Below are 25,200 nucleotides of genomic sequence, written 5' to 3'. Positions count from 1 at the left end.
AAACCATACAAACCATCCCAGAACATTCATCGACTTGCTCAGGGGTTTTCCACATGTCTGTCCCCATCATCCTGGCCTCGGGGTCCGCTATTCGCGCAGAGCTGTTGCGGCAGACAGGTGTTCCGTTTTCGGTACAAACCGCGCGCGTCGATGAAGACGGTGCCAAGCGCGCCTTGCTGGCCGAAGGCGCATCACCTCGGGATATTGCCGACACGCTGGCCGAGATGAAAGCCCGTAAGGTCAGTGACAAGACCCAAGGCGCCATGGTTCTGGGCTGCGATCAGGTGCTGGACTTCGACGGGCAGCTTCTATCCAAGCCGCACACGCCCGAAGAGGCGCTGGCCCAGCTCAAGGCGATGCGGGGCAAGCGGCATACGCTGTTGTCTGCAGCCGTGATCTATCAGGATGGTGAACCTGTCTGGCGGCATGTGGGGCAGGTCCGTCTGCGGATGCGGATGAGCTCTGACGCCTATCTGCGCGACTATATCGACCGAAACTGGGACAGCATTCAGCACGCGGTTGGTGCCTATAAGCTTGAGGAAGAAGGTGCGCGCCTGTTCGCCACCATTGACGGCGACTATTTTAATGTCTTGGGTATGCCCCTGTTAGAGGTGCTGAACTTTCTTGCGGTCAAAGGGGTGATTGATCAATGACGAACAAGCGTATCCCGTTGGCTGGGGTGATCGGACACCCGATTGCGCATTCAAAGTCGCCTCAGCTGCATGGGTATTGGTTGAAAGCCTATGGTTTGGCCGGGCATTACGTGCCGATGGATGTAGCGCCCGAGGATCTAGAGACCGTATTGCGGACTTTGCCCAAAGCCGGGTTTGCCGGCACCAATGTGACCGTCCCGCATAAAGAGGCGGCGTTGCGTCTGGCTGATCACGTCTCGGATCGGGCGGCTTTGATCGGGGCGGCGAACACGTTGGTGTTTCAGGATGACGGGTCGATTCATGCGGACAATACCGATGGCTACGGGTTCATGCAAAACCTGCGCAGCGGCGCGCCGGATTGGATCCCTGCTGATGGTCCGGCGGTGGTTTTTGGGGCTGGGGGGGCGGCCCGCGCGGTTCTGCAGGCTTTGGCACAGGCCGGAGTGCCCGAAATTGTGCTGACAAACCGCACCCGTGCCCGGGCAGAGCAACTGAAAGACGAATTTGGCCCGCGCATCACTGTGGTTGATTGGGTCAAGGCCGGCAATGTCATCGAAAACGCCGAACTTGTGGTCAACAGCTCTTCGCTTGGGATGCAGGGCCAGCCTGAGTTGCGGGTGCCGTTGGATGGGTTGCAACCCGGCGCGGTGGTGACTGATCTGGTTTATACCCCGTTGAAAACAAACCTTTTGCAACAGGCCGAGGAGGCCGGATGCACCACGGTTGACGGCCTTGGAATGCTGCTGCATCAGGCAGTTCCGGGGTTTGAGCGCTGGTTCGGCGTCAAACCCGAAGTGACCCCCGATCTGCGCGCGGCCGTGTTGGGATGAGCTTTGCGCTTGGACTGACAGGCTCAATCGGGATGGGCAAAAGCACCACGGCGCAGATGTTCGTGGACGAAGGCTGCGCACTTTGGGATGCGGATGCGGCAGTGCATCGGCTTTACTCTGTGGGCGGTGCCGCCGTTGACCTGATGCGTTCGGCCTTTCCTAAGGCGGTACAGGACGGGATGGTCTGCCGCGAAGCGCTGAAACAGATCATTTCGACTGATCCTGACGCGTTGAATGTGATCGAAGGTATCGTTCACCCTCTGGTCGCTGCGGACAGGGCCGCGTTCCGCGAAGCTGCCATGGCGGATATTCTAGTGTTTGACATCCCCCTGCTGTTTGAAACCGGGGGTGATGCGACAATGGATGCGGTGGCCTGCGTTTCAGTTTCCGCCGAAGAGCAAAAGCGCCGCGTGATGGACCGCGGCACGATGACTAAAGCCCAGTTTGATCACATTCGCGCTAAACAGATGCCGAATGACGAAAAATGCGAACGGTCGAATTATGTGATTGTCACCGACACGCTGGACCACGCGCGCGCTCAGGTGCAGGATGTGATCAGGCAGATACGGGCGGGGATGGCTGATGCGTGAAATTGTACTCGATACCGAAACCACAGGGTTCGATCCCGAAAGCGGCGACCGGATTGTTGAAATTGGTGCGGTCGAGCTGTGGAACCATGTGGCCACCGGCGAAACCTATCACGTCTATATCAATCCCGAACGTTCGATGCCCGAAGAGGCGTTTGGCGTGCACGGTATCGGCCCCGACCTGTTGGAACCCCCGCGCTCGGTGGAAAAAGGTCAGATCACGCTGCGGGACAAGCCGGTCTTTGCCAAGGTTGGCCAGGGGTTCCGGGATTTCGTTGGGGACGCAAAACTGGTGATCCATAACGCATCTTTCGACATGAAATTCCTAAACGCTGAACTGGGCTGGATGGGCCTCCCGCTGCTTCCGATGGATCAGGCGCTGGACACACTGGCCATTGCACGCAAGCGGTTTCCGGGCTCGCCCGCGTCGTTGGACGCGCTGTGCCGGCGGTTCAATATCGACAACTCGAACCGGGTTCTGCACGGAGCTTTGTTGGACTTTGAGATTCTGGCCGAGGTATATCTTGAACTGATCGGCGGTCGGCAGCCTGACTTTGGCCTGTCGACATCTGCCTCATCCGGATCCGGAGGTGTAGACGATTGGCGCCCAACGACGCGCGCCACGCCCCTGCCGTCCAAGATCACTGACGAAGAACGGGCGGCCCATGAGGCATTTGTGGAAAAACTGGGCGAAAACGCCCTGTGGACCCGCGCCTGAGGCATTCCTCGGCGCGGGTCAGACCGATCAGGCGTCGGTTTTCTGAGTTTCAGCCTGGCGGCGCATCAGCTCGTTGCGATACAGGGCCACAAAGTCGATATTGTCCAGGTTGACCGGCGGATAACCACCGTCGCGGGTGATGTCGCTGACGATCCGGCGCAGGAACGGGAACAGCATGCGCGGGCATTCGATCATTAGGAACGGATGCAGTTGATCCTCGGCCACACCTTCGATGTGGAACAACCCGCAATAGTCCAGCTCGCACAGGAACAGGATGTCTTCCAGACCTTTGGCCTTGGATTTGAGGTTCAGCTTGACCGAAACCTCATACTGATGCTCGGTCGGGCGCTTTTTCGCGTCCAGATTAACCTGCACAGCGATTTCAGGCTGAACGTCGCCGGACACGCCTTTTTGTGCCATTACGTTTTCAAAAGACAGGTCGCGAATGAATTGTCCCAGAACGCGCATCTGAATTTGCGGGGCGGCCTGGGCCGCGGTGTTTTCTGCAGGGCTTTCGTCAGCCATGGATCTACTCCGAAAATGAAATTCGCCACTGCTTAACAAGTTGGGCGCTGCACCTCAATGCTGGTGCGGTCCTTCGACCCATTTCGATGGCTTTGACGACGTCTTGCGGGGGCGAACCTCGGTGAATTCGCCGTCGATTACGTCATCTTGATCAAACGAAGCGGGTCCGGTGTGGTTTTGTGAACCCGTGCCCATCTGGAAATGCGTGATGGTGGCCTTTGACCTGAGATAGTGAAACACCGCCACTCGTATGCCCGGTATAAGCAGCGCAAAGCCAACGGCGTCGGTGAAAAACCCCGGCGTCAGCAATAAAACACCCGACAACAGGATCATCGCGCCATGTGCCAGCGGTTCGGTTGGGTCATCCAGCTCGGCAAAGGATCGCTGCAGGTTGGCCAGTGCCATGCGACCTTGTGTCCTGACCAGCGCGGTGCCCAAAATGGCTGTCAAAACCACAATAGCAAGCGTTGGCCAAAGGCCGATCAGACCGCCAACCTGTATGAACAGGGCGATCTCGATGATCGGAACCAACAAAAATGCCAAGAACAGATACATTTGCGTTATCCTTTACCAGAGGTCGGGCGGTGGACTTGCCACGAACTGTCACCTACATAGTGGCATGAGGCTGCGTATACAAAGTCGCAGTCTGAAAAGAGGATGAAATGAACGAACCGATGATCCAGTTGCTGGTCCTGGCCGGAATTGCCGTTTTCCTGATCTTGCGCTTGAAAAGCGTGCTGGGCACACGTGAAGGTTTTGAAAAGCCACCTGTGCAACAGCAGCCCGACTCTCAGAGCGCGCGCCGGGAGTTTGAAGTGATCGATGGCGGCCCGGATCACGACATCACCGACCATGTCGCTGAAGACAGCGAACAAGCACAAACGTTGGCTGCGATGAAGCGGGTTGAACCCGCCTTTTCGGTAACCGAGTTCGTGCAGGGCGCACGCGGCGCCTATGAGATGATCGTTATGGGGTTCGAAAAGGGAAACCTGGACGAGATTCAGCCCTTTTTGTCCGAAGAGGTGTTTGACACTTTCGTTTCCGTTGTTGCGGATCGGGAAGACAAGGGTCTGACCATCGAAGCCGAATTTGTCGGTGTGCGTGAGACAACACTAGCGAATGCCAAGTTTGACAAAGACACCAATGAGGCTGAGATCACCATGCGGTTTGTCGGCGAGTTGACATCGGTCGTGCGTGATCGTGGTGGGGACATCATCGAAGGCAGCCCCAATACCGTCAAACGCCAAAAGGACAGCTGGACCTTTGCCCGCGTCATGGGCGCGGATGATCCGAACTGGCTGCTTGTCGCCACGGACGCATGATTGCTGCACTCCGGTCGCTTTTCCTGTTGGCCGTCATGACCAGCGCCGCCGGAGCTGAAGCGACACGCTCGATCCTGTCGTTCGATGAGCTTGAGGGCTGGGCCGCCGATGATCACGGGGCGGCCCTTTCGGTTTTTCTAAACACCTGCGGCGATTTGGATGATCCGGACTGGCGTGCTTTGTGCGGTGTGGCGCGCACCTATGACGCCGCTGCCGCGCGGGCTTTCTTTGAGCTGTTCTTTCGCCCGGTTTTGGTCGAAGACGGAAAGGACGCCCTGTTCACCGGGTATTTTGAGCCAGAGCTGGACGGGTCCAGAACCCGGTCCGACCGGTTTAGATACCCGATCTACAAAATGCCGCCCGAGGCGCGCGCCGACAATCCCTGGTTAAGCCGCCGAGAAATCCTGTCCGGTGATGCCATGCAGGGACGCGGGCTTGAAATTGCCTGGGTCGATGACCCGGTTGAGCTGTTCTTTCTGCAGATTCAGGGCTCGGGCCGTATCCGTCTGCCAGATGGCGGCGCGTTGCGGGTCGGCTATAGCGGTGCAAACGGGCACCCCTACCGTTCGATCGGAACGGAACTGGTCCGCAAGGGTGCGCTGGGTGCGCATCAAGTTAGTGCCCAGATGATCCGCGCATGGGTGCGCAAAAACCCAGAGGCCGGCGCCGAGTTGCTGTTTCACAACCCCTCATATGTATTCTTCCGCGAGGTGACACGCGTGGCACCCGAGTTTGGCCCGTTGGGTGCGATGAACCGGTCGGTCACCACCATGCGCAGCATTGCTGCAGATCCGGTCTATACGCCGTTGGGGGCGCCTGTCTGGGTCGAAAAGGATGGCAAGACCCCTTTGCGACGATTGATGATTGCACAGGATACCGGATCGGCGATCAAGGGCGCGCAGCGGGCGGATATTTTTTTTGGTACCGGGGACGCGGCCGGTCAAGAGGCCGGGCGGTTGAGGGACCCGGGACGTATGGTGGTTCTGCTGCCGATCCAGCGGGCCTATGCCATGACACCGGATGAAATCTGATGCCTCGCCGCAAACTGACAGCCGAAGAGATCGACCTGTGGCGCAAGGTCACCCAGCAAGCCGAACGCCTGCATCCCGAGCTGCCCGAGTCGGTGCATCCCACCACACTGCCCAAGCCCAAGCCCTCGAAAGCACCGAAACCCCGGATCGAAGGGTTCGAGCTTGGTCAGAGCGCGGTGCCTAAACCCACGTACATGGCGCTGAAACCATCTGTATCTGATGGTCTGCGCGCCAAACCGGTGCAGATGGACACCAAGGCCTTTGGCCGGATGAAACGCGGCAAGCTAAAGCCCGAAGGCAAGCTGGATCTGCACGGCATGCGCGTTGATACGGCCCATCCGGCGCTGATCCGGTTTGTGTTGACGGCGCAGGCCTCGGGCAAGCGTCTGGTTTTGGTGGTCACTGGCAAGGGCAAGGACAGGGACGAGCCCGGGCCCATTCCTACACCGCGCGGGGTGTTGCGCAATCATGTGCCGCAATGGCTGTCGCTGCAGCCTTTGGCGCAGGCAGTGCTGCAAGTCACACCGGCCCATATCAGCCATGGCGGGGATGGTGCGTTTTACGTCTATTTGCGGCGCAATCGCTAAAGCGTACGCGCCGCGCGGGTGACGCCGACCCAGGTCATCGCGCAGACCAGAATGAAAAACGCCCCGATCCACAGGAACTGCGTGTTCAAGGGCACTCCCTGATCAATCAACACCCCCGTCAGCCCGGGGCCGATGGCGGACCCAAGCACCATGACGGCCGTTGCCATCGCTTTGATCCCACCGATATGCCGGGTGCCGTAGAACTCGGCCCAGAACGCGCTGGGCAGGGTGCTGTTGGCCCCGACCGTCAGGCCCAGAAAGACCATCGCGATCATCGCTCCGCCGATCGAGCTGATGACCGACACGATGATAAACCCCACCGCCATCGGCAGTTGATAATAGGGCATCATCCGCGCCGTGCCCCACTTGTCCAACGCCCAACCCGCCGCAAACATCGAAAGCAGCGACACACCGGTATAGACCGGGAACAGGGCCACCAGTTCGATATGTTGCCAGCCCTTGACCTGGGCCAAATGCACCTGGTGAAAGAAAAACGCGGTGATAAAGGCCGAAGGCCCAAGCAAGGCTGGAGCCATAAACCAGAACAGCGGATGAAACAGTGTTTCCTTGCGTGTCCAATGCCGCCCCTGCATCCCGGTGGCCGAGTATTCGGCGGCCAGACTTTGTGGTGTTCGTTCCTGTCGCAACAGGCGCATCAGGACGGGGATGCCCAACAGGGTCACTATTGCGGCTACCACCCACAGCCAGCGCCAATCCAGAAACGCCAGGGCGGCCACGAAAATCAACGGTAGCAGTGCTTCGCCCACCGCATAGCCGGCCGTTGCAATCGAAAGCGCTTTGCCGCGGGTCGCGGTAAACCAGCGCGCCATGGCGACCTGGGCCAGATGGGTGCTCATCCCCTGGCCAAACAGGCGCAGCAGGAAGATCACTGGCGCTAAAAGGATCAGCCATATGTTAAGCGACATCGCCACCGCGGCAAGCGCCAATCCGATCAGGACCACCGGCCCCAGAACCCGTACGCGGAATGTATCGGTCAGACCACCGGCCCAGATCATCACGACCGCCGCAAGGGTAGTGCCCAGTGAATAAAGGCTGCCCCAGGCGCCATGGCTCAGCCCGAAACCAGCGCGGATTTCACCGGAAAAGATCGAGATGAAAAAGGTCTGCCCAAAGCTGGACAGGAAAGTCAGTAGGACACCGGCGCCTAGCCATGTTGCGTTGTCTTGCAGATAGCGACCCAGACGGAACCGCGTCACGGAGCCGTAACCTGCGCCTGCCCCGTTTCTGTCAGAACGATTTCAGTTGCCCCGGTGGGGTTGCGAACCTCTGCTGGTGCGATCACGTCCAGACCCCGCCGGTCGTTACCGAAGGTCCGGCCGACGCGGCTTGCCGAATTGATGATCGCCAGCAATGCCGGAGAGGTGGCCGCGATAAAATGAGAGGATTCGGCATCTTTGGTAAAGGCCGTCGTGTCCAGAATGCTGATCTTGTATTCGGACAATTGTTCAGCCGAACTGATATTGCCCAGCCGTTCGCCCTTGGTCGTTCCACGCAAACGGGCCGAGATGCCCAACAGTTTGTCCTTTTGCGAAACCATGATGACAAAGGGGTCGGGCGGTGTTCCGATACTGTCCATTTGCGACCGGAACAGATCGACATCCAGATCCGGTGAGATCAGGATGACGCCCTCGATGTTCTTGCTGGCCCAACCGGGCTCACGCAGTTCGGCTTGTCGCATCATCTCCATCGTCAGGGCGCTGCCCATCGAATGGGCGACGATAACCACCCGCTTCACACCCATGGATTTCAGCTGCCGTATGGTTTGTTCCAGCCCATCGCGGGCAAACAACATGCTGTCCAGATCATAAGCATATCCGTATCCCGTGGCCTGACTGGGCCAGGAATACACCATGGTTGCGCCCGGAATACCGATGTCGCGGCTCAACTGGGCTGCCCGAAATGCAGTTTCCGATTGGGTGGTGTTGTAGCCATGGACAAAAATCGACACCTCTTCGACACGGCCCAGCCGGTTTTTCAGATCCTGAGGGCCCTGCAATTCGTCGACGCTAGCCATGACAAACTGAGTCTTGGGGTCTGGGTTTGCATAAGAAAAATCCAGCGTCCCCGGCGTGTGGTTTGGGGGCACGGACACGGTCATTTCCAGAAACTTCAGCCCGTCCCCACGGCGATACCCATACGAGCCATCCAGCTCCCGCGCACGTGTCGTAGTGGCGTACACAGTTTCGGGCGAGCCAACGTTCAAGGCCGTAGGCACGGTCTCAGAAATTGTTCTGTCAACACATGCGGTCAGTGAGACCGCAGTCAGGATCAGGTAAACGTAGCGCAGCACAATCGGCCCCCGGGGAGTTACGCGCTCACGCTATCGGATTCTCGGCCCGCGTCCAGCGGATCAAAGAGGTATTTGCGGCAAAAACCGGCTGGCTGTGTTACAAAACGTAACGGCTGAGGTCAGAAGATTTAGTCAACTCACCCAGATTGTCGCTTACAAATTTCGCGTCGACCGTGATTTCGGTTCCCGCCTGATCGGGGGCAGTGAACGACAGCTCTTCGAATACGCGTTCCATGACTGTGTAAAGCCGCCGCGCACCGATGTTTTCGACACTTTGGTTTACATCCGCTGCTATACGCGCCAATGCGGCGATGCCGTCTTTGGTAAAGCCGACGGTGACCTCTTCGGTGCCCATCAGCGCAGTGTACTGAAGGGTCAGGGCGTTGTCGGTTTCGGTCAGGATGCGCACGAAATCCTCTTCGGTCAGGGCGCGCAGCTCCACACGGATCGGCAGGCGGCCCTGAAGCTCTGGCAACAAGTCCGACGGTTTGGCGATGTGAAAAGCGCCCGAGGCGATGAACAGGATGTGGTCAGTCTTGACCGGTCCGTGTTTGGTGGACACGGTGGTGCCTTCGATCAGTGGCAGCAGGTCGCGCTGTACCCCTTCGCGGCTTACATCACCACCGCGCGCGTCCGAGCGGGCGCAGACCTTGTCGATCTCATCCAGAAAGACGATGCCGTTCTGTTCGACCGATTCCAACGCCACCCGGTTGACGATTTCATCATCCAGCAGCTTGTCGGCCTCTTCACTGATCAGCGCCTCATAGCTATCGCTGATGGTCATCTTGCGTTTCACGGTCCGACCGCCAAAGGCTTTGCCGAAGATATCGCCCAGATTCATCATCCCCATCTGGCCGCCGGGCTGGCCGGGAATGTCGAACATCGGCATCGGGTTTGAGCTATCGGCCAGCTCCAGCTCAATCTCGGTGTCGTCCAACTCACCTGCCTTAAGCTTTTTGCGGAACATTTCGCGCGTGCCTTCGCGCGCATCCGTCCCGGCAATGGCTTCGATCACGCGGTCTTCGGCAGCCTGATGCGCCTTGGCTTTAACGTCCTCGCGCATAAATTCGCGGGTTTGCAGGATCGCCGCATCGGCCAGATCGCGCACGATCTGTTCCACGTCACGCCCGACATAACCGACCTCGGTGAATTTGGTAGCCTCGACTTTGATGAACGGCGCGCGGGCCAGTTTTGCCAGACGCCGGCTGATCTCGGTCTTGCCGACACCGGTGGGGCCAATCATCAGGATGTTCTTTGGATAGACCTCATCGCGGATGTCGTCGGCCAGCTGCTTGCGCCGCCAGCGGTTGCGCAACGCCACAGCCACCGCACGTTTGGCGTCCTTCTGGCCGATGATAAAACGATCCAGTTCCGAGACAATCTCGCGCGGGGTCAGGTCAGTCACGGGGGCGGTCCTTTCGGTCGGCGTGTTGATCATCCGGCTTAGGTAGTCACAGCATTTGCGAAAACAACCAAGCCTATTTGTTTCGATGTCGTGGTTAACAACCGCCCTTTCGGTTTGCAATGCCTCGGCTTTAGGCGAAACGCGGCCTTTCTGTTACAATGATTTCAAAGCGTTGAGGGCCAGGAGCGCGAGATGTCGAAAATTGCCAAGATCACCCTGCTGTTTGTGGTTTTTGTAGACCTGATCGGACAGGGGTTGGTGTTTCCCATCATCAACTCGCTGATTATGGAAACGAAATCCGGATTTTTGCCGGCCAGTACCGCCGCGGGAACCCGGCATTTGTATTATGGGCTGGTAATCGGCTGTTTCTTTCTGTCCTGGTTTCTGGGCGTGGTTTACGTGTCCAAAGTGTCGGATTCCATTGGGCGCAAGAATGCGCTGCTGGTCTGTCTGAGCGGGGCACTTGTGGGCTACGCGCTGACGATTGCCGCGCTGTATCTCAACAGTCTGCTGCTGCTGATCATAGGCCGGTCCATCACCGGTTTTACCGCCGGAAACCAGCCAATCGCGCAGGCGGCGATGATTGATGGCAGCACAGATGCCGCAGACCGCGACCGCAATATGGGCTATATCATCACCGGTGTCAGTTTTGGCCTGGTTGGCGGGCCGATCATTGGTGCGGTTCTTTCGGATACGGCCCTGCTGGGCAGCTTCGCGACCCTGAAAACGCCGTTCTACGGGGCCTTTGTTCTGGTGTTGATCGCCATTTTCCTTGTGACTTTCTTTTTCAAAGACCTGCGGACCGAGCGCACCGCCTTTGTCTTTCGCCCGCGCGATGTCACCGACAGTCTGATTGCAGTACGCGAACACCCGTTGGTTTTGAAAATCCTGCCTGTCTATGCGTTATTCATGATCGCCAACGTCACGTTTTACGTTTTCGTCGACAATTTCCTGACCAGTGCCTGGGGCTATGGGGTGATCGGCGGCAGCATGGCGATGGTGGTGATCGGCATCGCGCTGGCGTTCTCAAGCACCTTCCTTGTCAAACCCGCGCAGGAGAGGTTCAGCAAACACCAGATCATCTATACTTCGCTGGTGGTCATGGTGATCTGCGGTCTTGGCTTTGCGTTCAGCCCCAGCGGCATTCTCAGCTATATCCCCGTCTTTTTCTTTTATTTCTTCTTCGGGGTCTCATACCCAACTTTGCTGGGCCTGTTTTCCTCAGCCGTCAGCGAGACCGATCAGGGCTGGGTCATGGGTGTTACCACCGCTGTGTTCTGTCTGGCGGGGGGTGTCATGTCCCTGATCGGCGGCGGATTGATGAGCTTTGATATCCGTCTGCCCTATTACATCGTCATCGCAACGGCGCTGCTGGGCCTGATCGGGATGCACATGCGGTGGAAAGGCAAAGAGATCAAGGCGCTGTTAGCCTGAGATCGTTTCAACTGTCAGCTTGCCGTTGGTATAGACACAGATATCAGCGGCAATCGCCATCGCTTCGCGCGCAACTTCTTCGGCCGTTTTGTCGCTGCCCATCATCGCGCGCGCTGCTGCCAGGGCAAAGTTCCCACCCGATCCGATGGCCGCTACGTTGTGTTCCGGCTCAAGCACGTCGCCTGCCCCGGTGATCACCAACAGATCCTTGCCATCGGTGACGATCAGCATCGCCTCAAGTTTTTGCAGGTATTTATCAGTACGCCAGTCCTTGGCCAGCTCGACCGAGGCACGGGCCAGCTGACCCGGTGTGGCTTCAAGTTTGGCCTCCAGCCGTTCCAGCAAGGTGAATGCGTCGGCCGTTGATCCGGCAAAACCTGCCACAACCTCGAATCCACCGGGCGACAGGCGGCGCACCTTGCGGGCCGTGCCCTTGATCACGGTTTGGCCCAGGCTGACCTGCCCGTCCCCGGCAATCACCACATGGCCGCCTTTTTTGACGCCAATGATCGTTGTACCGTGCCAACCGGGAAAATCGCTGTCTGCCATGAATGCCTCCGAATACGTCTGGCGTCCTATATGGGCCGGACCCGCCCGCAGCGCAACAGTTCACGAACCGCCCAAAAGATATGCACTGAATGCAATCCGGGACTGTTGAACCAGCAATTGTAGGACTCTGGGGAACATCCTAAATGAGGCTCACAACCGACACGAGGTCGGCTGTTTCAGTTAAAAGGAATGCGCAAATGGCAACCACCGCAAATATCCATGCGCCGCTCGGAGCAGCTACCATCCTGCATGTAGTGGACGCGTTTCTTGGCGCTTATGAAAAAGCCGCCGAGTGGAACGAAACCCGCAAGACCCGCAAGGCGCTGTTGGTGCTTAGCGATGCACAGCTGGACGATATCGGTCTGTGCCGCGCGGATATCAAAGACCTCTGATCAGCGTTCTGATCAAAACAATTGCTTAAGCCGCCCGAACTTTGGGGCGGCTTTTCTTTTTCGGCACGCCATTGGGCGCTTGCCCACGGCTTGTAAACAGCATCTTTGCGTGACAAGACAAGGTGAACAGACAGAAATCACCTTCGGCGGAGTTTCCATGCTGCCCACGCCCGAACCTGACATGACAACCGCAGACCGGCGGGCTTTTCTGGCTGATGTGGTCAGACCGTTTGATCTGGGGCACAAGCTTATTCGCATCGGCGAATTTGGCGATGGTGGCTATCTTCTGCCCAATGATCTGGACGACATAGTCGCCTGTTTCTCGCCCGGTGTATCGGTGCAATCCAGTTTTGAAATGGATTTGGCGAAGCACGATATTCCATCCTTTATGGCGGACGGTTCCGTTGATGAGCCTATGTTGACCGTTCCAAACTCGGTGTTCATCAAAAAGCACCTGGCGGCCAAATCAGGCGATGACGTCATCTCGCTTGAGGATTGGATGGCGGAGCTTGCACCGCCTGAAGGTGATATGATCCTGCAGATGGATATCGAGGCGGCCGAATACCCCGTTCTTTCGACCCTGCCCGCGGCCCTTTTGCACCGGTTTCGGATCATCGTTCTTGAACTGCACCGCATCCCGTCAATCCTGATAAAACCCGGTGCTTTCCAACGCGCTTACCCTGCCCTGTCTGCGTTGAAGGATGGGTTTGTTTGCGCCCATATCCATCCAAACAACGCGTCTGGCACGGTCGAGATCGAAGATGAGACCTTTCCCCGCGTGATCGAGGCTACATTCCTGCGGCGGGACCGCGTGAAACAAGCGGTGCCCTCAACCCAGTTTCCGCATCCCCTGGACAGGCGCCACCGGCCGGGCGGGCCGGTGCTTTCGTTGCCTCGGGAATGGATCGGCCCGGCATCGGGCGGGCAATAGGCAAAGAAAAACGGGCACCGACCAGCGATGCCCGTTGATCACAAAACGCTCTGATCAGATGGATTCGTCGATCCAGCTTTGCAGCGCCGCTTTGGGTGCGGCCCCTGCGCGGTTCGATACAACCTGACCATCCTTGAAGATGAACAGCGCCGGAATACCGCGCACGCCCATCGCGGCGGCGGCGTTCGGGTTGTTGTCCACGTCCACCTTGGCAATCTTCACTTTGCCACCGTATTCAGAGGCCAGCTCTTCCAGAGCGGGGCCGATCTGCTTACAGGGGCCGCACCATTCGGCCCAGAAATCGACAACCACGGGGATGTCAGAGTTCTTGACTTCGGCGTCAAAGGTATCGTCGGTAACGGCAACGGTCGACATAATCTGTCTCCTGAATGGGGAATGCTTGGTCACTGAACCTAGGTGTCGGGTATTCCAACGTCAAGATATCTAGGTGAGGGCCAATGCGTCTGTTACAAGATCGTGTGGCAGCCACATTAACTCGGCCGTGCGGGTCCACAGGATCGCGGTTTGGATGTCGCGATCGGGATAGACCAATGACAGCGCGTGCGCATAGGCCCCCATCTGACGCAGCAGACCCTCGGGGACCGTGAGCGGGGTATCCGGGACTGTAGTATTGGATTTGAAATCAATCACCTGTACCTGATCATCATGAACAATCAACCGGTCGATGACCCCGTGCAAACGCCGCCCGTTCAGGTCAGCTGTCACCGGAACTTCGGCCAATGCATCAGCTGCAAAAACCGATTGCAGATGGGGCGCTTTCAGCACCTGGCAGACCTCGTCCAGCAACTCTTGCCGTTCAGTTTCCTGCATATCAGGTAGAACCCTGGCGCAGAGCTGCGGCCATTTTTCCTGAGTGACGGATGGCAGATGTTCCAACAACAGGTGCAGATGCGTTCCGCGGCGTTTCGCGGCGTCTTCATCCTGACCGGAATCGCCGGGCAGTGCTTTTGCACCCCCCAAATCAGACGGGCTGAGCGTGTCTGGGCCCGGGTCTGGCGGCGTGGCCGGTGATCGGAAGCATAGCGGCAAACCTGTGTCCGGCACCACGGTTTCGGTGCGCTCAGTCATCGGCAATTCATCCCAGGACCCATGGGAAAGCCGCATGGTTTCCGAACCCGGTAACCGCGTGGCCCCGACACCGGTCATTGCGGCCTCAACCATCTGGTACCAACTGGTTCCGTCCTTGCCGACATCCCCTGCCGCCGCGACGATCAACCACTTTTCGGCCCGTGTTAGGGCCACATACAACAATCTGAGGCGTTCGTTCTCTTCCCGCGACCGCGCCTCTTGCCGCGCCTGCGCAATCAGGGCCGGAGAGGCATCTGCGGGCACCTTCCACAGCGGTGTGTCCGCGCCCACCATGATCTCGGCATCACGCGGGGCCTGTCGTTTGCCGGTGTCTGGCAGGATCACGATCGGAGCTTCTAACCCCTTTGAGCCATGTACCGTCATCACCCGGATCATGTTGCCAACACCGCTCATCTGTCGTTTGATTTCCAGATCGTCGGTTTGCATCCAGACCAGGAATCCGGTCAGGCTGGGAATATCAGTACGTTCATAGGCCAACGCCTGAGACAGCAATGCGTTGATCCCGTCTTCGGCCTCGGCCCCCAAACGCCCCAACAGTTTCCGCCGCCCATCATGGCGAGTCAGTATGCGTTCGATCAGGTCGTAGGGGCGAAGAAAGTCGATCCGGCCGCGCAGATCGTTCAATATATCCAGCGTTTCAGGAAAATCCTCAGCCCGATGGCGCAGCGCGGCCCACAGGAACTGTTCGTCCCGGCGATGGGCGAGATCAAACAGCTGCTGCTCGCTCCAACCAAACAGAGGGGATTTCAACACCGTGGCCAGCGACAGGCTGTCTTCGGGCGTGGCCAAAAAGCTGAGCAGTGCGGCCAAGTCCTTGACGGCAAGTTCCGCACCCACTTTTAACCGGTCAGCCCCGGCGATGGGCAACCCTTCTGCCTTGCAGGCGCGGATGATCTCGGCAAACAGATCCGACCGACGCTGCACGAGGATCAGGAAGTCCCCCGGCTCAACTTTGCGCCGCACAATGGCGCCCGGCGTTTGGCCATCTTCAGGGATGGTTTCCCCGGCTTCGATCATGGCCTTGATTGACCGGGCCACCTGTTCTGCCAGAATGACGGTGTGGTGGCGTGCGCCGGGGCGATCGACCGGGTCGGTCCAAACGCCATCCTCCTGATCCTCGACCTTTTCGACCACAGGCCACAAATCCACCCGTCCCGGCAGATCGGCCTTAAACGCGCGGTGCTGGCTTTCTTTGTGGAACCCGGCTTCAGTGCGGTTCTCAAACAGTACGTCGACCAAAGACAGAATCGCGCTGGAGGACCGGAATGAATATTCCAGCGTGGAATCCCACAGTTTAGAGCCTGATTCCGCCAGCTTCTGTCCAAACTCGGCCTGCATCCGGTCAAAGGCTTGCGGGTCAGCGCCCTGGAAAGAATAGATCGACTGTTTCTTGTCCCCGACCACAAAAATCGTGCGCTCAACCCCTGATCGGGCCCCTTCCCCGCTGGTGAATTCCTGTGCCAGTTTCTCGACCACATCCCACTGATCCGGGCTGGTATCCTGCGCCTCATCGACCAGAATGTGGTCGATGCCGCCGTCAAGACGGTACAAGACCCACTCAGCCACCGCGGGGTCGTTCAGAACCTGTCGTGCACGCAGGATCAGATCGTCGAAATCCAACCAGCCGTGCAGCTGCTTGCGCCGCTCATATTCCGGTAGGAACGCAGCAGCAAAGCGGTGCAGGACATGGGTTTTACGCGCGGCCACCAACGCCAGCCGTTGCTCGCGCGCGGCTTCGATCCGCAGCATGAAGGCTTCCAGCTGCGGCATCTGCCCGGCCAGCGCCCCGTCTCGCAGGGCCTTGGTGGGAAAGCTGTTGATCTTGGCGGTAAACGGGTCTTTGGCTGACTTTCCGGTCAGAAACACGCTTTCCAACATAGGTAAGTAGCCAATCCGGCCCTCAGTAAACATGTCGAGCTTACCGGCCGCCTTGGCATTGTTGCCGCCACTTTCGGTCAACGCTGGCAGGATCGAGCGGATCAGGTCAATCTCTCCGCCCAGAAACACCCGCGCCAGCAGTTTGTCCTCGTCGAACCCCTCGGGCAAGCCAAACCGCTGTAGAAGGTCAGGCCACGTCAAAGCTTGCGCAAACAAATTTCGTTTTTGTGTGACTGCCGTGGTCAACTTGTCGAACCCGGTGTCGGTGACAAACCGGGCGACATCTTCGATCAACGCAGCCTGGGGTCCATCGGCAAAATCCTCGACGATCTCGTCACGCAACAGGGCTGCGGCGCGGTCCTCCATTTCGGAAAACTGCGGGCTGACCCCAGCTTCCAACGGAAAGCGCCGCAGCAGCGAGGCGCAGAAAGAGTGGATGGTCTGAATCTTCAACCCGCCGGGCGTTTCTATCGCGCGAGCAAAAAGGGTGCGAGCTTGCGCCAGCCTGCCCGGATCGATGGTGCCCGGTACGCCCAGTTCGGTCAGTTGCGTCAGTAGGCTTGCGTCTTCTCGCATGGCCCATTCACCAAGGCGGTCGAACAGCCGGTTTTGCATCTCGCTGGCCGCGGCCTTGGTATAGGTCAGGCACAGGATGTGTTGCGGCTGCACGCCGTCCAGCAGCAAACGCGCCACCCGGTCTGTCAGCACTCTTGTCTTGCCCGACCCCGCATTGGCCGCCAACCAGGTCGAGGCATCGGGCCGCGCCGCCTGCACCTGCCGCTCGGTTGCGTCGTTGCGGGCGCTCATTTCAGATCCTCGGGGGTTGTTTCACCAGTGCGGTCCCATTCTCCGAACCGGGCCAGATGGTCATAGTCGCCAATATCGGTGTCCTTGTGCAGCATCCGGCGGGACGTAAAACCCTGATTAGGCTCTAAATAAGCTGAAACTAGCTCTTTCAACTCAGCCAGAACCTTGTCAGGCGGTTCCTTGGTCAGGGGGGCTGCGACTTCCTTGTAGGTGCCACCCATGCCGATGAAGACAGCTTCGGCCACGGACATGGGGTCCATCCCATCGATACCGCCTTGTTCGGCCATCGCTGCCTCGATCAACAGCTGTTTGTCAAACTTGCTCTGCTGGCTTTCAGTTGGTGGTGCGCCCGTTTTGTAATCCACAATCCGCAACGCGCCGCGACTGTTGCGGTCAATCCGGTCAGCGCGACCTGCAATGGTGAAATCCAGCGGGGTCAGAACCAGCTTCATCGCGGCCTCAAATGCCACTGGCCCACCGTCACCGCGCCGAGCTGCCTCGGCGTGTAGAAAGTCATCGGCGATCCGTTCCAGACGTGCCAGCCACAACTTGCGAGCCGTGGGCCAGGCAACATGTTGATCCAAAAGGGTTTCAGCGCGCTTCAGAAAATTTTCTCGGGTCAACAACGCAGTGTCAAGAACGCTGTCTTTGACGAAGTGTTCAAGGATCTCGTGGATGACAATGCCGCGCAGCAAGGCGTCGGGGGCCTGTACCAACGGGTCCAGCGGCCTCAGACGCAGCACATGCTTGGCATAGATCGCATAGGGATCGCGGATCAGACGCTTGATCTCGGTCACGCTCAGGCGGCGCGGGCGCGCAGCAACCGGAGGGCGCGGTGACGGTCGCGGTGCGGCAGTGATCTTGGGCGCGGCTTCCAGCTGTTCGGACCAGCGTAGCCATTGATCGCCGCGCGTGCTCATGTCTGTCAAAGCCGCGGGGCCACCCTGCCCCGGCAAGCCCAGCAAAAGGTTCGTTAGCCGGTTCAGCCAGCGCGATGGCACGGTTTCAGCATCGTCAGAGCGGGTTGCACGGGTCAGCCAGACCTCGGGCGCGCCAACGGCCTGCTGAAAATCATGCGCCGACAGCCCGATCCGACGTTCGGGCAGCAACAACCCAGCCTTGTCGCGCATCTGGCGGTTCAGCCAGGGGTCCGGTGCTGCGGCCTCGGGCCAGCTGCCTTCGTTCAGGCCGCCAAGGATCAGCAGATCGGCCCCTTGAACACGGGCCTCAAGTGTGCCCCAGATCATGATATACGGGTGTGGCGCGTCCCGATCGCGGACCTCTTCACCCGCCAAAAGCGCACCCAGAAGATCGGCGAAGTCATGGGCAGTCATCGACCCGCCATGTTGTGCTTCCATTTCTAGAGCGGTCAGAACCGCCAGCGCCTTTTGACCGGCGTTCTTATCCCACAGCGTTCCAGTTTCACCTGTATTTCCTGCTGAAATAGCCTCGGCCAGGTTGCGCAGGCGTGCGACCCAGTCAGACAGGTGCAATTCGCCTGTCACCTGCTGATCGCAGAACTGCGCGGCAAGCCAGTTCATCCAAGCCTCGGGCACTTCTTTGCGGATGGCAAAACCCGTCAGGCTGGGCCTGTCCGGAAACGGTGGGCCATGTCGCCGCAAATCCAACTCCAGATCGCGGGTGTGCAACAGGTGCGCGCCGCGATCACCACCATCATGACAGAGCGGATGCTTGAGCAGTGTCAACAGCGCCTCGCCCTCTAGCCGCCGTGCGAACAGGCCCGCCACATGACGCAGAAATCGTCCGGGCGGAGACAGTTGCAACGGTAAGCCGGCGCTGTCATCGGGCAGGATGTCCCATCGATCCAGTGCAGCGCTGACCTGACGGGTCAGCATCCTGTCGGGTGTGATCAGCGCCGCTGTCTGGCCGGTTTCGGCGGCCTGACGCAAGCGCAGAGCTATCGCCAGTGCTTCGGCCCGGGGGGATTGTGCCTCGACCAGTGTCAGGTCTTTGGTTGCCGCGTCCAGATCGGTCAGTTGCGGACCTTCGGACATCCAGGCGTCGGTGATAGGGGCAGGGCGTAAGGTTAGGGAAATCAAACGATTACGGGCGGGCGAGGGCGGTTCGTCGTCGGTCCAGCGCTTGATTTGGTCCGGCTGTATCTCAAGCTCGGTCATCAGCTTGCGGAACCGGAATTGCGGATGATCCTCGGATGTCAAAGCGTCATCCAGCCTGTGCCAAACATGGTCCGGTTGGTCGAAATCATAGCCGGGCAGGATTAACGCGCCTTGCGGCAGACGGGCCACGGCCTTCATCAGCATCAAGGTTGTTCCGCGAGATCCCGTGGATCCGGCCAGGATTACCGGATGCTGCGGCGGTGCGATCTGCCAGCGTGCAATCAAAGTCTTAACCACCTGCCGTTGCCGGACTTGGGCGTCCAGCGTATCGGCGCCAGCATCGATGAATTGATCGGCAATACCGATGAAGTCCTGCGCCCGCGCCCAGTGGCCGGACATGTCGCTGACATCCAGGTGCCGGATCGCATCCGGTGAAACGCCTTCTCCTTGCATTTCGTCAATCAGTGCCGCCAGACTGTCGGACAGATCAAACAGCGAAGACCGTGCGGCCAAATCCGGCTGCTGCTCTAACAGTTTGGCGACCAACTGCGTCAGTTCCAGTCTGCGGCGCAGCGGAGGAATGGCAGGTGGGACCTGCGCCAGATCAGCGCTCTCGCCTAAATCGGTGACTAGCGAAAGCCGCGGCAACAGGCAGGCTGGGCCCTGATCAAAAAGTTCGCGCACACGGCGGTCCATGCGGCGAGTATTGACGACCAGCTGGACCCGCGCCAGTGCCTCGGGTGGAAAAGCAGCGTTGCGGGCCCTTAGCCCCTCTACCAGCGCTTTGGGGAAATCCGCGCCGGGGGGAACAGCAAAGACGCGAGGCGTGGGGCTGGGGTCAAACATCGGCAATCAACCCTTCGGCCAGAGCAATACCTTCCGGGCGGCCAACATCGCACCAGCGACCGGGATACGACAGCGCATATAGCCGGTCCTGCTTGTGCATCTGATCCCATAACAGGTTCAGGGAAAACGCTCTTTCCGGAAACGCATTTAACCCCTCGGTTTTCACAATTTGCGCGCCGCCATAGACCAGACCGGGCCCGCGGGAGATCCGGCCCTCTGCACCAGCAGTGAAATCGCCGGGACCGCCATGCCCAATTGTCTGGGCGGTTGGAACACACATCAACAGCGCATCCATCCGCGTGGGGTCCCACGCGTCGCGCAAAAGGGTCAGGGGGTTTGGTCCCGACCAAATCGCATCGGTATTCAGGGTAAACACCGGACTCGACCCCAGCAGAGGCAGTGCCGCCCGCAATCCGCCGCCAGTTTCCAGAATCTCTGGCTGTTCTTTCGAAAACAGGACATCTCTGGGGGTCAGATGTAACTCAAGCTGATCGGGCAGATAGTGCAGATTGGCCACCACACAGTCAGGGCGCAGATCGTCAACCAGATCTAGCGCGTGGTCAATCAAGGCACGGCCCGCGACCTGGATCAAAGGCTTGGGCCGGTCTTTGGTAAGATCGCCCATGCGGGTGCCAAACCCGGCGGCAAACAACATGACAGCGTAAGGGTCCTGGGTCATGCCTGTCTGAGCCTGTCCAAATTTTCCGTTGTGGGCGCGGGCAGGGATTGCCGCACCAGATCAGCGATGGTGGCCAGGGCCGGGTGTTCTAGATCACGCATCAGATGTGCCCATGTGGCGGGGATCAGATCGACATAGTGCGGCTTGCCGTATTCGGTGGCCAAACGGGCGAAGACACCCAGAATTCGCAGATTCCTCTGCGCGCCCAACACGGCATAGGCGGTGCGGAAATCGTGGTCATTCACACCTGTCTCAGTGATGTACCGGTTGACCATCCGCATTTCGGTTCCCGGGGCCACGTCACGGCGGACATCCTGCAGCATCGAAACAAGATCATAGGCGGGGTGGCCCAGCATCGCCGTTTGAAAATCCAGCAGACCGACCCGTTGAACTCCCTGGCGATCTGGCAGCCAGATCATGTTTTCGGCGTGGTAATCCCGCTGGATCACCACCTTGGTACCGGATGTTTCCCGATGCAAAATGTCCGAGAACCGATGTTCGAACCGCTCGCAGGCATCCGGATCATGCTGGCCCAGAACACCGTGCGCGTATTTGGAAAAAGCCAGCGCCGCCAGCTCGGTCATCAGGGTAGGGTCATAGGATTGCAGCGACAGGGTTGGCGCATTGTAAAGCGTGATCAAAACGTCCGTTGCGGCCTCGTACAGGTCGCGCTCCATCTCGGGGGTTTGCGTCAGGATGCGGGCGAACAGATCGTCGCCCAGATCTTCGAGCAGAAGGAAGCCATAATGCGTATCCTCGGCGTAGATTTCAGGCGCGCTAAGGCCAAGGGACCGCAAATAGTTGGCCATCCGCACAAACGCCTCAACCGGTTCTGCCTTGCCCGGAGGGGAATCCATCAACACCGCCGTGCGTCCTGTATCCGGATCGGTCAGCCGTTCGTACCGGCGGTTCGAAGCGTCCCCCGCCAGCGACGCGCGGGTAGCGTTGGACCATTGTGTGTGTGCGATCAGCGCTTCGGCCAGCACAGCCCGGTTAGTCATGCGGCGCTCTCCAGTCGTGCGGGCCATTTTGGGTCGGACCAGGATAAGGTCAATTGCCTCGTATCCTCATTATTAGAGTCTGTTTCCACGGTAACCTGCAGGGCGGTATCAGGCGTCAGGGGGCCCAACTTATCAGGCCATTCGACCAGACAAATGGCGGTGTCGAACGCCTCGATCAGGCCCAGTTCCTCAATTTCCTCCACGGCGCTCAGGCGGTAGAGGTCGCAATGCCAGATCTCACCGACCTTTGTGTCATAAGCCTGCACCAGGGTGAAGGTGGGTGAGGGGACATCCTCGGGGGTATTCATCACAGACTGGATCAGGCTGCGGGCAAAATGGGTTTTGCCGCTGCCGATCTGACCTTCCAGCAACAATATGTCACCGGGACGCAGACTTGCACCCAGCCGGGCGGCAAAAGCGGCTGTTTCTTCCGGTGAATTCAAGGTGATCGAGTGGGCATTCAACGTCATGGCGCCACAATGACTGCGCGCTTGGTCGGCTGCAACCCGGTTCAGGCGCTGATTTGGTGCAACGGTTGTTGTGCCAACATATGTTCATCCACCGCAAAACGTACAATCGTTGCACCGTTTTGCATTGGGCTGACGGTGCAGGTCAGATCGGCGCTGTTTCGCATCCGCAGCTTACCCGACCATTCGGCACGATTGTCGCGCGTTTTCACAAAGTCGCGGATTTCGCCCAGAATTGGCGTGGCTGCACAATGTTCCTGCCACGACCGCGTCACATCCAGAACGGAATCCTGTTCAAACCCGGCCTCACCCGTATCGCCCCACAGCTTTTGGTAGGCCAGATTGGTGAGGGCCAGCGTGCCGTCATCGCCAAAGACCGCAATCGCATCGGCCAGCTTGTCCAGAACCGATTGCATCAGGTCCATTTCCGAGCGGAAGCGGCGGGTCAGCGTAATCTCGGCTGTGATGTCTTCGAACAGATAGGCGACGGCCCCGTCCGGGTGCGGGCGACCGCTGACCGAATAGACCGAGCCAGAAGGCAGCGACCATGTTTCCTGATAATTGCCGTCTTCGGCCGCCTCAAGCAGATCGTTCATCTGACTGCGCCAGCTGCGGTAATTCTTGGGTTCCGGCATCATGTGCTGATCGCGTAAGCGGTCAAAAAAACTGGACAGGCTGGGGCGACAGCTCAGGAAATCCGGCGGCAGGGTGGTCAGGTCGATCAAGGCTGGGTTGAACAGCGCCAACTGCCGGTTGCGGTCAAAGATGGCCAGTCCGATGGACAGCTGGGCAAAGGTCTTTGTCATGGTCTGAACGAATTTACGCTGGGCGGTTTCCGCCGCGACGATGGCATGAATATCTACCGCATAACACAGATGCCCTTCGGGGTGATCAACCACGGTCAGGTCAAACCAGAGCCTGTTGTCGCTGCCGTCAGAGGAAATCGACACGCGGGTTTTTGCACTCAGCCGCGTGTCGTCATCCGCAACGGGAAACAGCGGTGCAGTCAGATCGGTATCCTGATCCCGGACCTTGCGCACCAGCGAGACATAGGCGGCATTGCACCAGCGCACTTCGTTTTGGTGATCCAGCAGCCAAACAGGATAGGGCGCCTGTTCCATCGCCAGGCGGATCGGGTCGTTGGCGTCGCGCTGGCCTTGAGGCGGGCAATCCGTGCTTTCGCGCAGTTGTACCCGCACGATCCCGTCGATCCATTCACACAGAACATCGCGTTCAACGGTGCAGTCGATGGCGGGAATGACCAGATACCCTTCGCTACGAATACGCTCGGGTGTTTCGGGAAAGGTCGGGAAATCGCGGTGCAAAAGGCGGTGCAGATCCTGCCAGTCGCGGACAGATTCAAACCCTTCCAGCGCGATATCCGAATGGCTGATCAGACGGTCGCCATCAAACAGAAACACCGCATCGAACAGGGATGCGGGTGAGGACAATCCGAAATTGTCGCCACGCTGCCTTTGACGGGGTAAAAGCCATTGCACTGCCAGGCTGGCGGACACCAGGCTTATAGCGGTCAAAATGATCCAGTCGACCATGTGTTCTCCGGTACTGAAACCACAAAGACGGACTATGGGCCGGAATGGTTAACGGGGTCTTAATTCAGATCTGGATCCGCTGATTTGCACCGGAGAGAACCGCGGTGTCGCCGAGTTGCGCATCCACCAGGTTGCGCGGCCACGACACCTGCACAATTGCGCCGAGGCGATCCTGATGGCTGGACAGGGTTTGGTACGGGTCCGAGCCATTTGCAAAGTTCAGTTCGGCACCGCTGCGTTCCAGCAAGGTCTTGGCGATGAACAGGCCCAGACCCATACCCTCATATTCTGGGCGTGTCCGCCGTTCGGTTTCCACCCGCCGATGCCGCATGAACGGATCCCCGATCCGGCCAATCATCTGCGACGGATACCCGCGCCCGTCATCCATGATGAAGATGGTAATTACTTCAGGGGTCCATTCGGCCTCGACCCAGACATTGGCACGGGCAAAATCCACCGCGTTCTGGATCAGGTTGCGCAGGCCGTGGATGATCTCGGGTTTTCGCAGGATCGAGGGTTGCTGCACATCGCCGTCAACTGCCGGACCTTCCGCAAAATGCACGGATTTGCCGCGATGGATGTGCGGCTCGGCGGCCTCATGCACGACCGAGGACAGCGGGGCCTGCCGCAAGTGCAGATCGTCTTTGCCGGCCCGACCCATGTCGCGCAGAATATCGCGGCACCGGTTGGCTTGCTCGCGGATCAAGGCGGCGTCTTCTTTCAGATCGGGCCAGTCATCCAGTTCCTCGATCAGCTCGGCGCTGGTCAGCTTGATCGTGGCCAACGGGGTGCCCAATTCATGTGCGGCCGCGGCCACAACGCCGCCCAGATCAGTCAGCTTCTGTTCGCGCGCCAGCGCCATGTGAGTAGCTGCCAGCGCTTCGGACATGGATCGGACTTCGGAACTGACACGGTGAGAGTAGGCACCGATGAAAATGATGGCGATGACAACCGCGGCCCAGTTACCGAACACCAGCAATTCCGGGGTCTGCAGGATCAGGCCGGATTCGGTGCGCAGCGGCAAGTGAAACTTCGCCAGCAATGAGGTCAGAATAACCGCGACGCCCCCCACAATCAGGGTCGAACGTGTGCTCATCACATTGGCCGAGATTGTCACTGGCCCCAAAAGCAACAAAGCAAACGGGTTGTTCAGGCCGCCGGTCAGGTACAACAGGATGGCCAGTTGCAGCAGGTCAAACAACACCATCAGGAAGTTCTCAAACTCGGTCAGGCGTTTGTTGCGCGGAAACAGAAGGATCGCGGTCAGGTTGCCCATGACCGACACACCAATTGCCAGATAGCACAGCGTGGCATCCAGCTGAATGTGATAGGTCTGCTGCGCGACGGTGATGGCGGTGATCTGGCCGATGATGGCCACCCAACGCAACAAAATCAGCGTGCGCAGCCGGATCCAGCTGCTGTGTTCCTGACTGCGCCATAATGTGACGTTGGAATCTGCCATCGTTCGACTATGTCCTGTTGCATCGGCTGATCATCTTGATAGGT

Annotated in this window: 24 protein-coding genes; 10 read left to right on the top strand and 14 right to left on the bottom strand. The window is 58.8% G+C overall.

Features of this window, described 5'->3' with window-relative positions; all coding sequences use genetic code 11:
• The first annotated feature begins 53 nt into the window (after positions 1-53).
• From SJY13_RS14890 to dnaQ, 4 genes are read left to right on the top strand one after another with little or no spacing between them, the layout of a single operon-like run.
• Positions 54-653, top strand: coding sequence for a Maf family protein (locus SJY13_RS14890; protein WP_377191874.1), 600 nt, complete (start codon positions 54-56; stop codon positions 651-653).
• Positions 650-1,483 (top strand): shikimate dehydrogenase, encoded by an 834-nt coding sequence (locus SJY13_RS14885; protein WP_377191872.1) that lies wholly within the window; start codon positions 650-652, stop codon positions 1,481-1,483. Before SJY13_RS14890 ends, SJY13_RS14885 begins: the two co-directional genes overlap by 4 nt.
• Positions 1,480-2,073 (top strand): dephospho-CoA kinase, encoded by a 594-nt coding sequence (gene coaE, locus SJY13_RS14880; RefSeq protein WP_377191870.1) that lies wholly within the window; start codon positions 1,480-1,482, stop codon positions 2,071-2,073. Before SJY13_RS14885 ends, coaE begins: the two co-directional genes overlap by 4 nt.
• Positions 2,066-2,788: a DNA polymerase III subunit epsilon gene (gene dnaQ / locus SJY13_RS14875; protein ID WP_377191868.1), complete on the top strand. Its 723-nt coding sequence runs from the start codon at positions 2,066-2,068 to the stop codon at positions 2,786-2,788. Before coaE ends, dnaQ begins: the two co-directional genes overlap by 8 nt.
• Positions 2,789-2,815: 27 nt before the next feature.
• On the opposite strand, the gene secB is transcribed toward dnaQ, so the two are convergent.
• A complete protein-coding gene (gene secB, locus SJY13_RS14870; protein WP_377191866.1) occupies positions 2,816-3,313 on the bottom strand; it encodes a protein-export chaperone SecB in 498 nt (165 codons plus the stop codon).
• Positions 3,314-3,367: 54 nt separating this feature from the next.
• The gene (locus SJY13_RS14865; RefSeq protein ID WP_377191864.1) at positions 3,368-3,868 is read right to left on the bottom strand and encodes an FxsA family protein; all 501 of its coding nucleotides are present in this window, start codon (positions 3,866-3,868) and stop codon (positions 3,368-3,370) included.
• A 107-nt stretch (positions 3,869-3,975) separates the two neighbouring features.
• Here SJY13_RS14865 and SJY13_RS14860 point away from each other — a divergent pair, with 107 nt between their 5' ends.
• Genes SJY13_RS14860 through SJY13_RS14850 form a run of 3 tightly spaced genes read left to right on the top strand, consistent with a single transcriptional unit; the run spans position 3,976 to position 6,253 of the window.
• Entirely contained in the window at positions 3,976-4,635 is a 660-nt protein-coding gene (locus SJY13_RS14860; protein ID WP_377191862.1) for a Tim44/TimA family putative adaptor protein, read from the top strand.
• Positions 4,632-5,666, top strand: coding sequence for a murein transglycosylase A (gene mltA / locus SJY13_RS14855; RefSeq protein ID WP_377191860.1), 1,035 nt, complete (start codon positions 4,632-4,634; stop codon positions 5,664-5,666). The genes SJY13_RS14860 and mltA overlap by 4 nt, the downstream gene beginning before the upstream one ends.
• The gene (locus tag SJY13_RS14850) at positions 5,666-6,253 is read left to right on the top strand and encodes a Smr/MutS family protein (protein ID WP_085822465.1); all 588 of its coding nucleotides are present in this window, start codon (positions 5,666-5,668) and stop codon (positions 6,251-6,253) included. Before mltA ends, SJY13_RS14850 begins: the two co-directional genes overlap by 1 nt.
• Here the strand turns inward: SJY13_RS14850 and SJY13_RS14845 are convergent.
• From SJY13_RS14845 to hslU, 3 genes are all read right to left on the bottom strand, one after another.
• Positions 6,250-7,470 carry an MFS transporter gene (locus SJY13_RS14845; protein WP_377191858.1) on the bottom strand — a complete coding sequence of 407 codons (1,221 nt, stop codon included), beginning with the start codon at positions 7,468-7,470 and terminating at the stop codon, positions 6,250-6,252. The genes SJY13_RS14850 and SJY13_RS14845 overlap by 4 nt on opposite strands.
• On the bottom strand, positions 7,467-8,564 hold the full coding sequence (locus SJY13_RS14840; protein ID WP_377191856.1) for an alpha/beta hydrolase: 1,098 nt from the start codon (positions 8,562-8,564) through the stop codon (positions 7,467-7,469). Before SJY13_RS14840 ends, SJY13_RS14845 begins: the two co-directional genes overlap by 4 nt.
• Positions 8,565-8,661: 97 nt before the next feature.
• On the bottom strand, positions 8,662-9,969 hold the full coding sequence (hslU, locus tag SJY13_RS14835) for an ATP-dependent protease ATPase subunit HslU (RefSeq protein WP_377191854.1): 1,308 nt from the start codon (positions 9,967-9,969) through the stop codon (positions 8,662-8,664).
• Between the two features lie 192 nt (positions 9,970-10,161).
• Here hslU and SJY13_RS14830 point away from each other — a divergent pair, with 192 nt between their 5' ends.
• On the top strand, positions 10,162-11,403 hold the full coding sequence (locus tag SJY13_RS14830) for an MFS transporter (protein WP_085822462.1): 1,242 nt from the start codon (positions 10,162-10,164) through the stop codon (positions 11,401-11,403).
• Here SJY13_RS14830 and hslV read toward each other — a convergent pair.
• Complete coding sequence (gene hslV, locus SJY13_RS14825) at positions 11,395-11,952, bottom strand: ATP-dependent protease subunit HslV (RefSeq protein ID WP_377191852.1); 558 nt, start codon at positions 11,950-11,952, stop codon at positions 11,395-11,397. The genes SJY13_RS14830 and hslV overlap by 9 nt on opposite strands.
• A gap of 197 nt (positions 11,953-12,149) precedes the next feature.
• On the opposite strand from hslV, the gene SJY13_RS14820 reads away from it, so the two are divergent.
• Together SJY13_RS14820 and SJY13_RS14815 are read left to right on the top strand one after the other, a co-directional pair.
• Positions 12,150-12,344, top strand: a complete 195-nt coding sequence (locus SJY13_RS14820) for a DUF1127 domain-containing protein (protein WP_377191850.1) — start codon at positions 12,150-12,152, stop codon at positions 12,342-12,344.
• Positions 12,345-12,501: 157 nt separating this feature from the next.
• On the top strand, positions 12,502-13,275 hold the full coding sequence (locus SJY13_RS14815; RefSeq protein ID WP_377191848.1) for a hypothetical protein: 774 nt from the start codon (positions 12,502-12,504) through the stop codon (positions 13,273-13,275).
• 54 nt (positions 13,276-13,329) lie between these two features.
• Here the strand turns inward: SJY13_RS14815 and trxA are convergent, their stop codons facing one another.
• From trxA to regB, 8 genes are all read right to left on the bottom strand, one after another.
• Positions 13,330-13,650, bottom strand: coding sequence for a thioredoxin (gene trxA, locus SJY13_RS14810; protein WP_085822458.1), 321 nt, complete (start codon positions 13,648-13,650; stop codon positions 13,330-13,332).
• Positions 13,651-13,719: 69 nt separating this feature from the next.
• Complete coding sequence (gene addA / locus SJY13_RS14805) at positions 13,720-17,070, bottom strand: double-strand break repair helicase AddA (protein ID WP_377191846.1); 3,351 nt, start codon at positions 17,068-17,070, stop codon at positions 13,720-13,722.
• The gene (addB, locus tag SJY13_RS14800; protein ID WP_377191844.1) at positions 17,067-19,994 is read right to left on the bottom strand and encodes a double-strand break repair protein AddB; all 2,928 of its coding nucleotides are present in this window, start codon (positions 19,992-19,994) and stop codon (positions 17,067-17,069) included. The genes addA and addB overlap by 4 nt, the downstream gene beginning before the upstream one ends.
• Positions 19,987-20,673: a nucleotidyltransferase family protein gene (locus SJY13_RS14795; protein ID WP_377191842.1), complete on the bottom strand. Its 687-nt coding sequence runs from the start codon at positions 20,671-20,673 to the stop codon at positions 19,987-19,989. The genes addB and SJY13_RS14795 overlap by 8 nt, the downstream gene beginning before the upstream one ends.
• On the bottom strand, positions 20,670-21,674 hold the full coding sequence (locus tag SJY13_RS14790) for an aminoglycoside phosphotransferase family protein (RefSeq protein WP_377193667.1): 1,005 nt from the start codon (positions 21,672-21,674) through the stop codon (positions 20,670-20,672). Before SJY13_RS14790 ends, SJY13_RS14795 begins: the two co-directional genes overlap by 4 nt.
• Positions 21,671-22,144: a tRNA (adenosine(37)-N6)-threonylcarbamoyltransferase complex ATPase subunit type 1 TsaE gene (gene tsaE, locus SJY13_RS14785; RefSeq protein ID WP_377191840.1), complete on the bottom strand. Its 474-nt coding sequence runs from the start codon at positions 22,142-22,144 to the stop codon at positions 21,671-21,673. Before tsaE ends, SJY13_RS14790 begins: the two co-directional genes overlap by 4 nt.
• A gap of 41 nt (positions 22,145-22,185) precedes the next feature.
• Positions 22,186-23,694, bottom strand: coding sequence for a PAS-domain containing protein (locus SJY13_RS14780; RefSeq protein WP_377191838.1), 1,509 nt, complete (start codon positions 23,692-23,694; stop codon positions 22,186-22,188).
• A 64-nt stretch (positions 23,695-23,758) separates the two neighbouring features.
• A complete protein-coding gene (gene regB / locus SJY13_RS14775) occupies positions 23,759-25,156 on the bottom strand; it encodes a sensor histidine kinase RegB (RefSeq protein WP_377191836.1) in 1,398 nt (465 codons plus the stop codon).
• Positions 25,157-25,200 lie beyond the last annotated feature (44 nt).

The organism is Ruegeria meonggei, assembly GCF_042768335.1.
GTDB lineage: Bacteria > Pseudomonadota > Alphaproteobacteria > Rhodobacterales > Rhodobacteraceae > Ruegeria > Ruegeria meonggei.
The sequence above is the reverse complement of the archived record's forward strand: the minus strand, read 5'-3'. Positions and strand labels throughout refer to the sequence as shown.

What these genes read in the sequence shown, in the direction of transcription:
- SJY13_RS14795 (WP_377191842.1), bottom strand. Translation starts at nt 20,673, where the DNA reads ATGACCCAGGACCCTTACGCTGTCATGTTGTTTGCCGCCGGGTTTGGC.
- SJY13_RS14820 (WP_377191850.1), top strand. Translation starts at nt 12,150, where the DNA reads ATGGCAACCACCGCAAATATCCATGCGCCGCTCGGAGCAGCTACCATC.
- SJY13_RS14850 (WP_085822465.1), top strand. Translation starts at nt 5,666, where the DNA reads ATGCCTCGCCGCAAACTGACAGCCGAAGAGATCGACCTGTGGCGCAAG.
- SJY13_RS14860 (WP_377191862.1), top strand. Translation starts at nt 3,976, where the DNA reads ATGAACGAACCGATGATCCAGTTGCTGGTCCTGGCCGGAATTGCCGTT.
- SJY13_RS14780 (WP_377191838.1), bottom strand. Translation starts at nt 23,694, where the DNA reads ATGGTCGACTGGATCATTTTGACCGCTATAAGCCTGGTGTCCGCCAGC.
- hslV (WP_377191852.1), bottom strand. Translation starts at nt 11,952, where the DNA reads ATGGCAGACAGCGATTTTCCCGGTTGGCACGGTACAACGATCATTGGC.
- regB (WP_377191836.1), bottom strand. Translation starts at nt 25,156, where the DNA reads ATGGCAGATTCCAACGTCACATTATGGCGCAGTCAGGAACACAGCAGC.
- trxA (WP_085822458.1), bottom strand. Translation starts at nt 13,650, where the DNA reads ATGTCGACCGTTGCCGTTACCGACGATACCTTTGACGCCGAAGTCAAG.
- SJY13_RS14790 (WP_377193667.1), bottom strand. Translation starts at nt 21,674, where the DNA reads ATGACTAACCGGGCTGTGCTGGCCGAAGCGCTGATCGCACACACACAA.
- dnaQ (WP_377191868.1), top strand. Translation starts at nt 2,066, where the DNA reads ATGCGTGAAATTGTACTCGATACCGAAACCACAGGGTTCGATCCCGAA.
- addB (WP_377191844.1), bottom strand. Translation starts at nt 19,994, where the DNA reads ATGTTTGACCCCAGCCCCACGCCTCGCGTCTTTGCTGTTCCCCCCGGC.
- SJY13_RS14815 (WP_377191848.1), top strand. Translation starts at nt 12,502, where the DNA reads ATGCTGCCCACGCCCGAACCTGACATGACAACCGCAGACCGGCGGGCT.
- coaE (WP_377191870.1), top strand. Translation starts at nt 1,480, where the DNA reads ATGAGCTTTGCGCTTGGACTGACAGGCTCAATCGGGATGGGCAAAAGC.
- addA (WP_377191846.1), bottom strand. Translation starts at nt 17,070, where the DNA reads ATGAGCGCCCGCAACGACGCAACCGAGCGGCAGGTGCAGGCGGCGCGG.
- SJY13_RS14890 (WP_377191874.1), top strand. Translation starts at nt 54, where the DNA reads ATGTCTGTCCCCATCATCCTGGCCTCGGGGTCCGCTATTCGCGCAGAG.
- mltA (WP_377191860.1), top strand. Translation starts at nt 4,632, where the DNA reads ATGATTGCTGCACTCCGGTCGCTTTTCCTGTTGGCCGTCATGACCAGC.
- secB (WP_377191866.1), bottom strand. Translation starts at nt 3,313, where the DNA reads ATGGCTGACGAAAGCCCTGCAGAAAACACCGCGGCCCAGGCCGCCCCG.
- tsaE (WP_377191840.1), bottom strand. Translation starts at nt 22,144, where the DNA reads ATGACGTTGAATGCCCACTCGATCACCTTGAATTCACCGGAAGAAACA.
- SJY13_RS14830 (WP_085822462.1), top strand. Translation starts at nt 10,162, where the DNA reads ATGTCGAAAATTGCCAAGATCACCCTGCTGTTTGTGGTTTTTGTAGAC.
- SJY13_RS14865 (WP_377191864.1), bottom strand. Translation starts at nt 3,868, where the DNA reads ATGTATCTGTTCTTGGCATTTTTGTTGGTTCCGATCATCGAGATCGCC.
- SJY13_RS14885 (WP_377191872.1), top strand. Translation starts at nt 650, where the DNA reads ATGACGAACAAGCGTATCCCGTTGGCTGGGGTGATCGGACACCCGATT.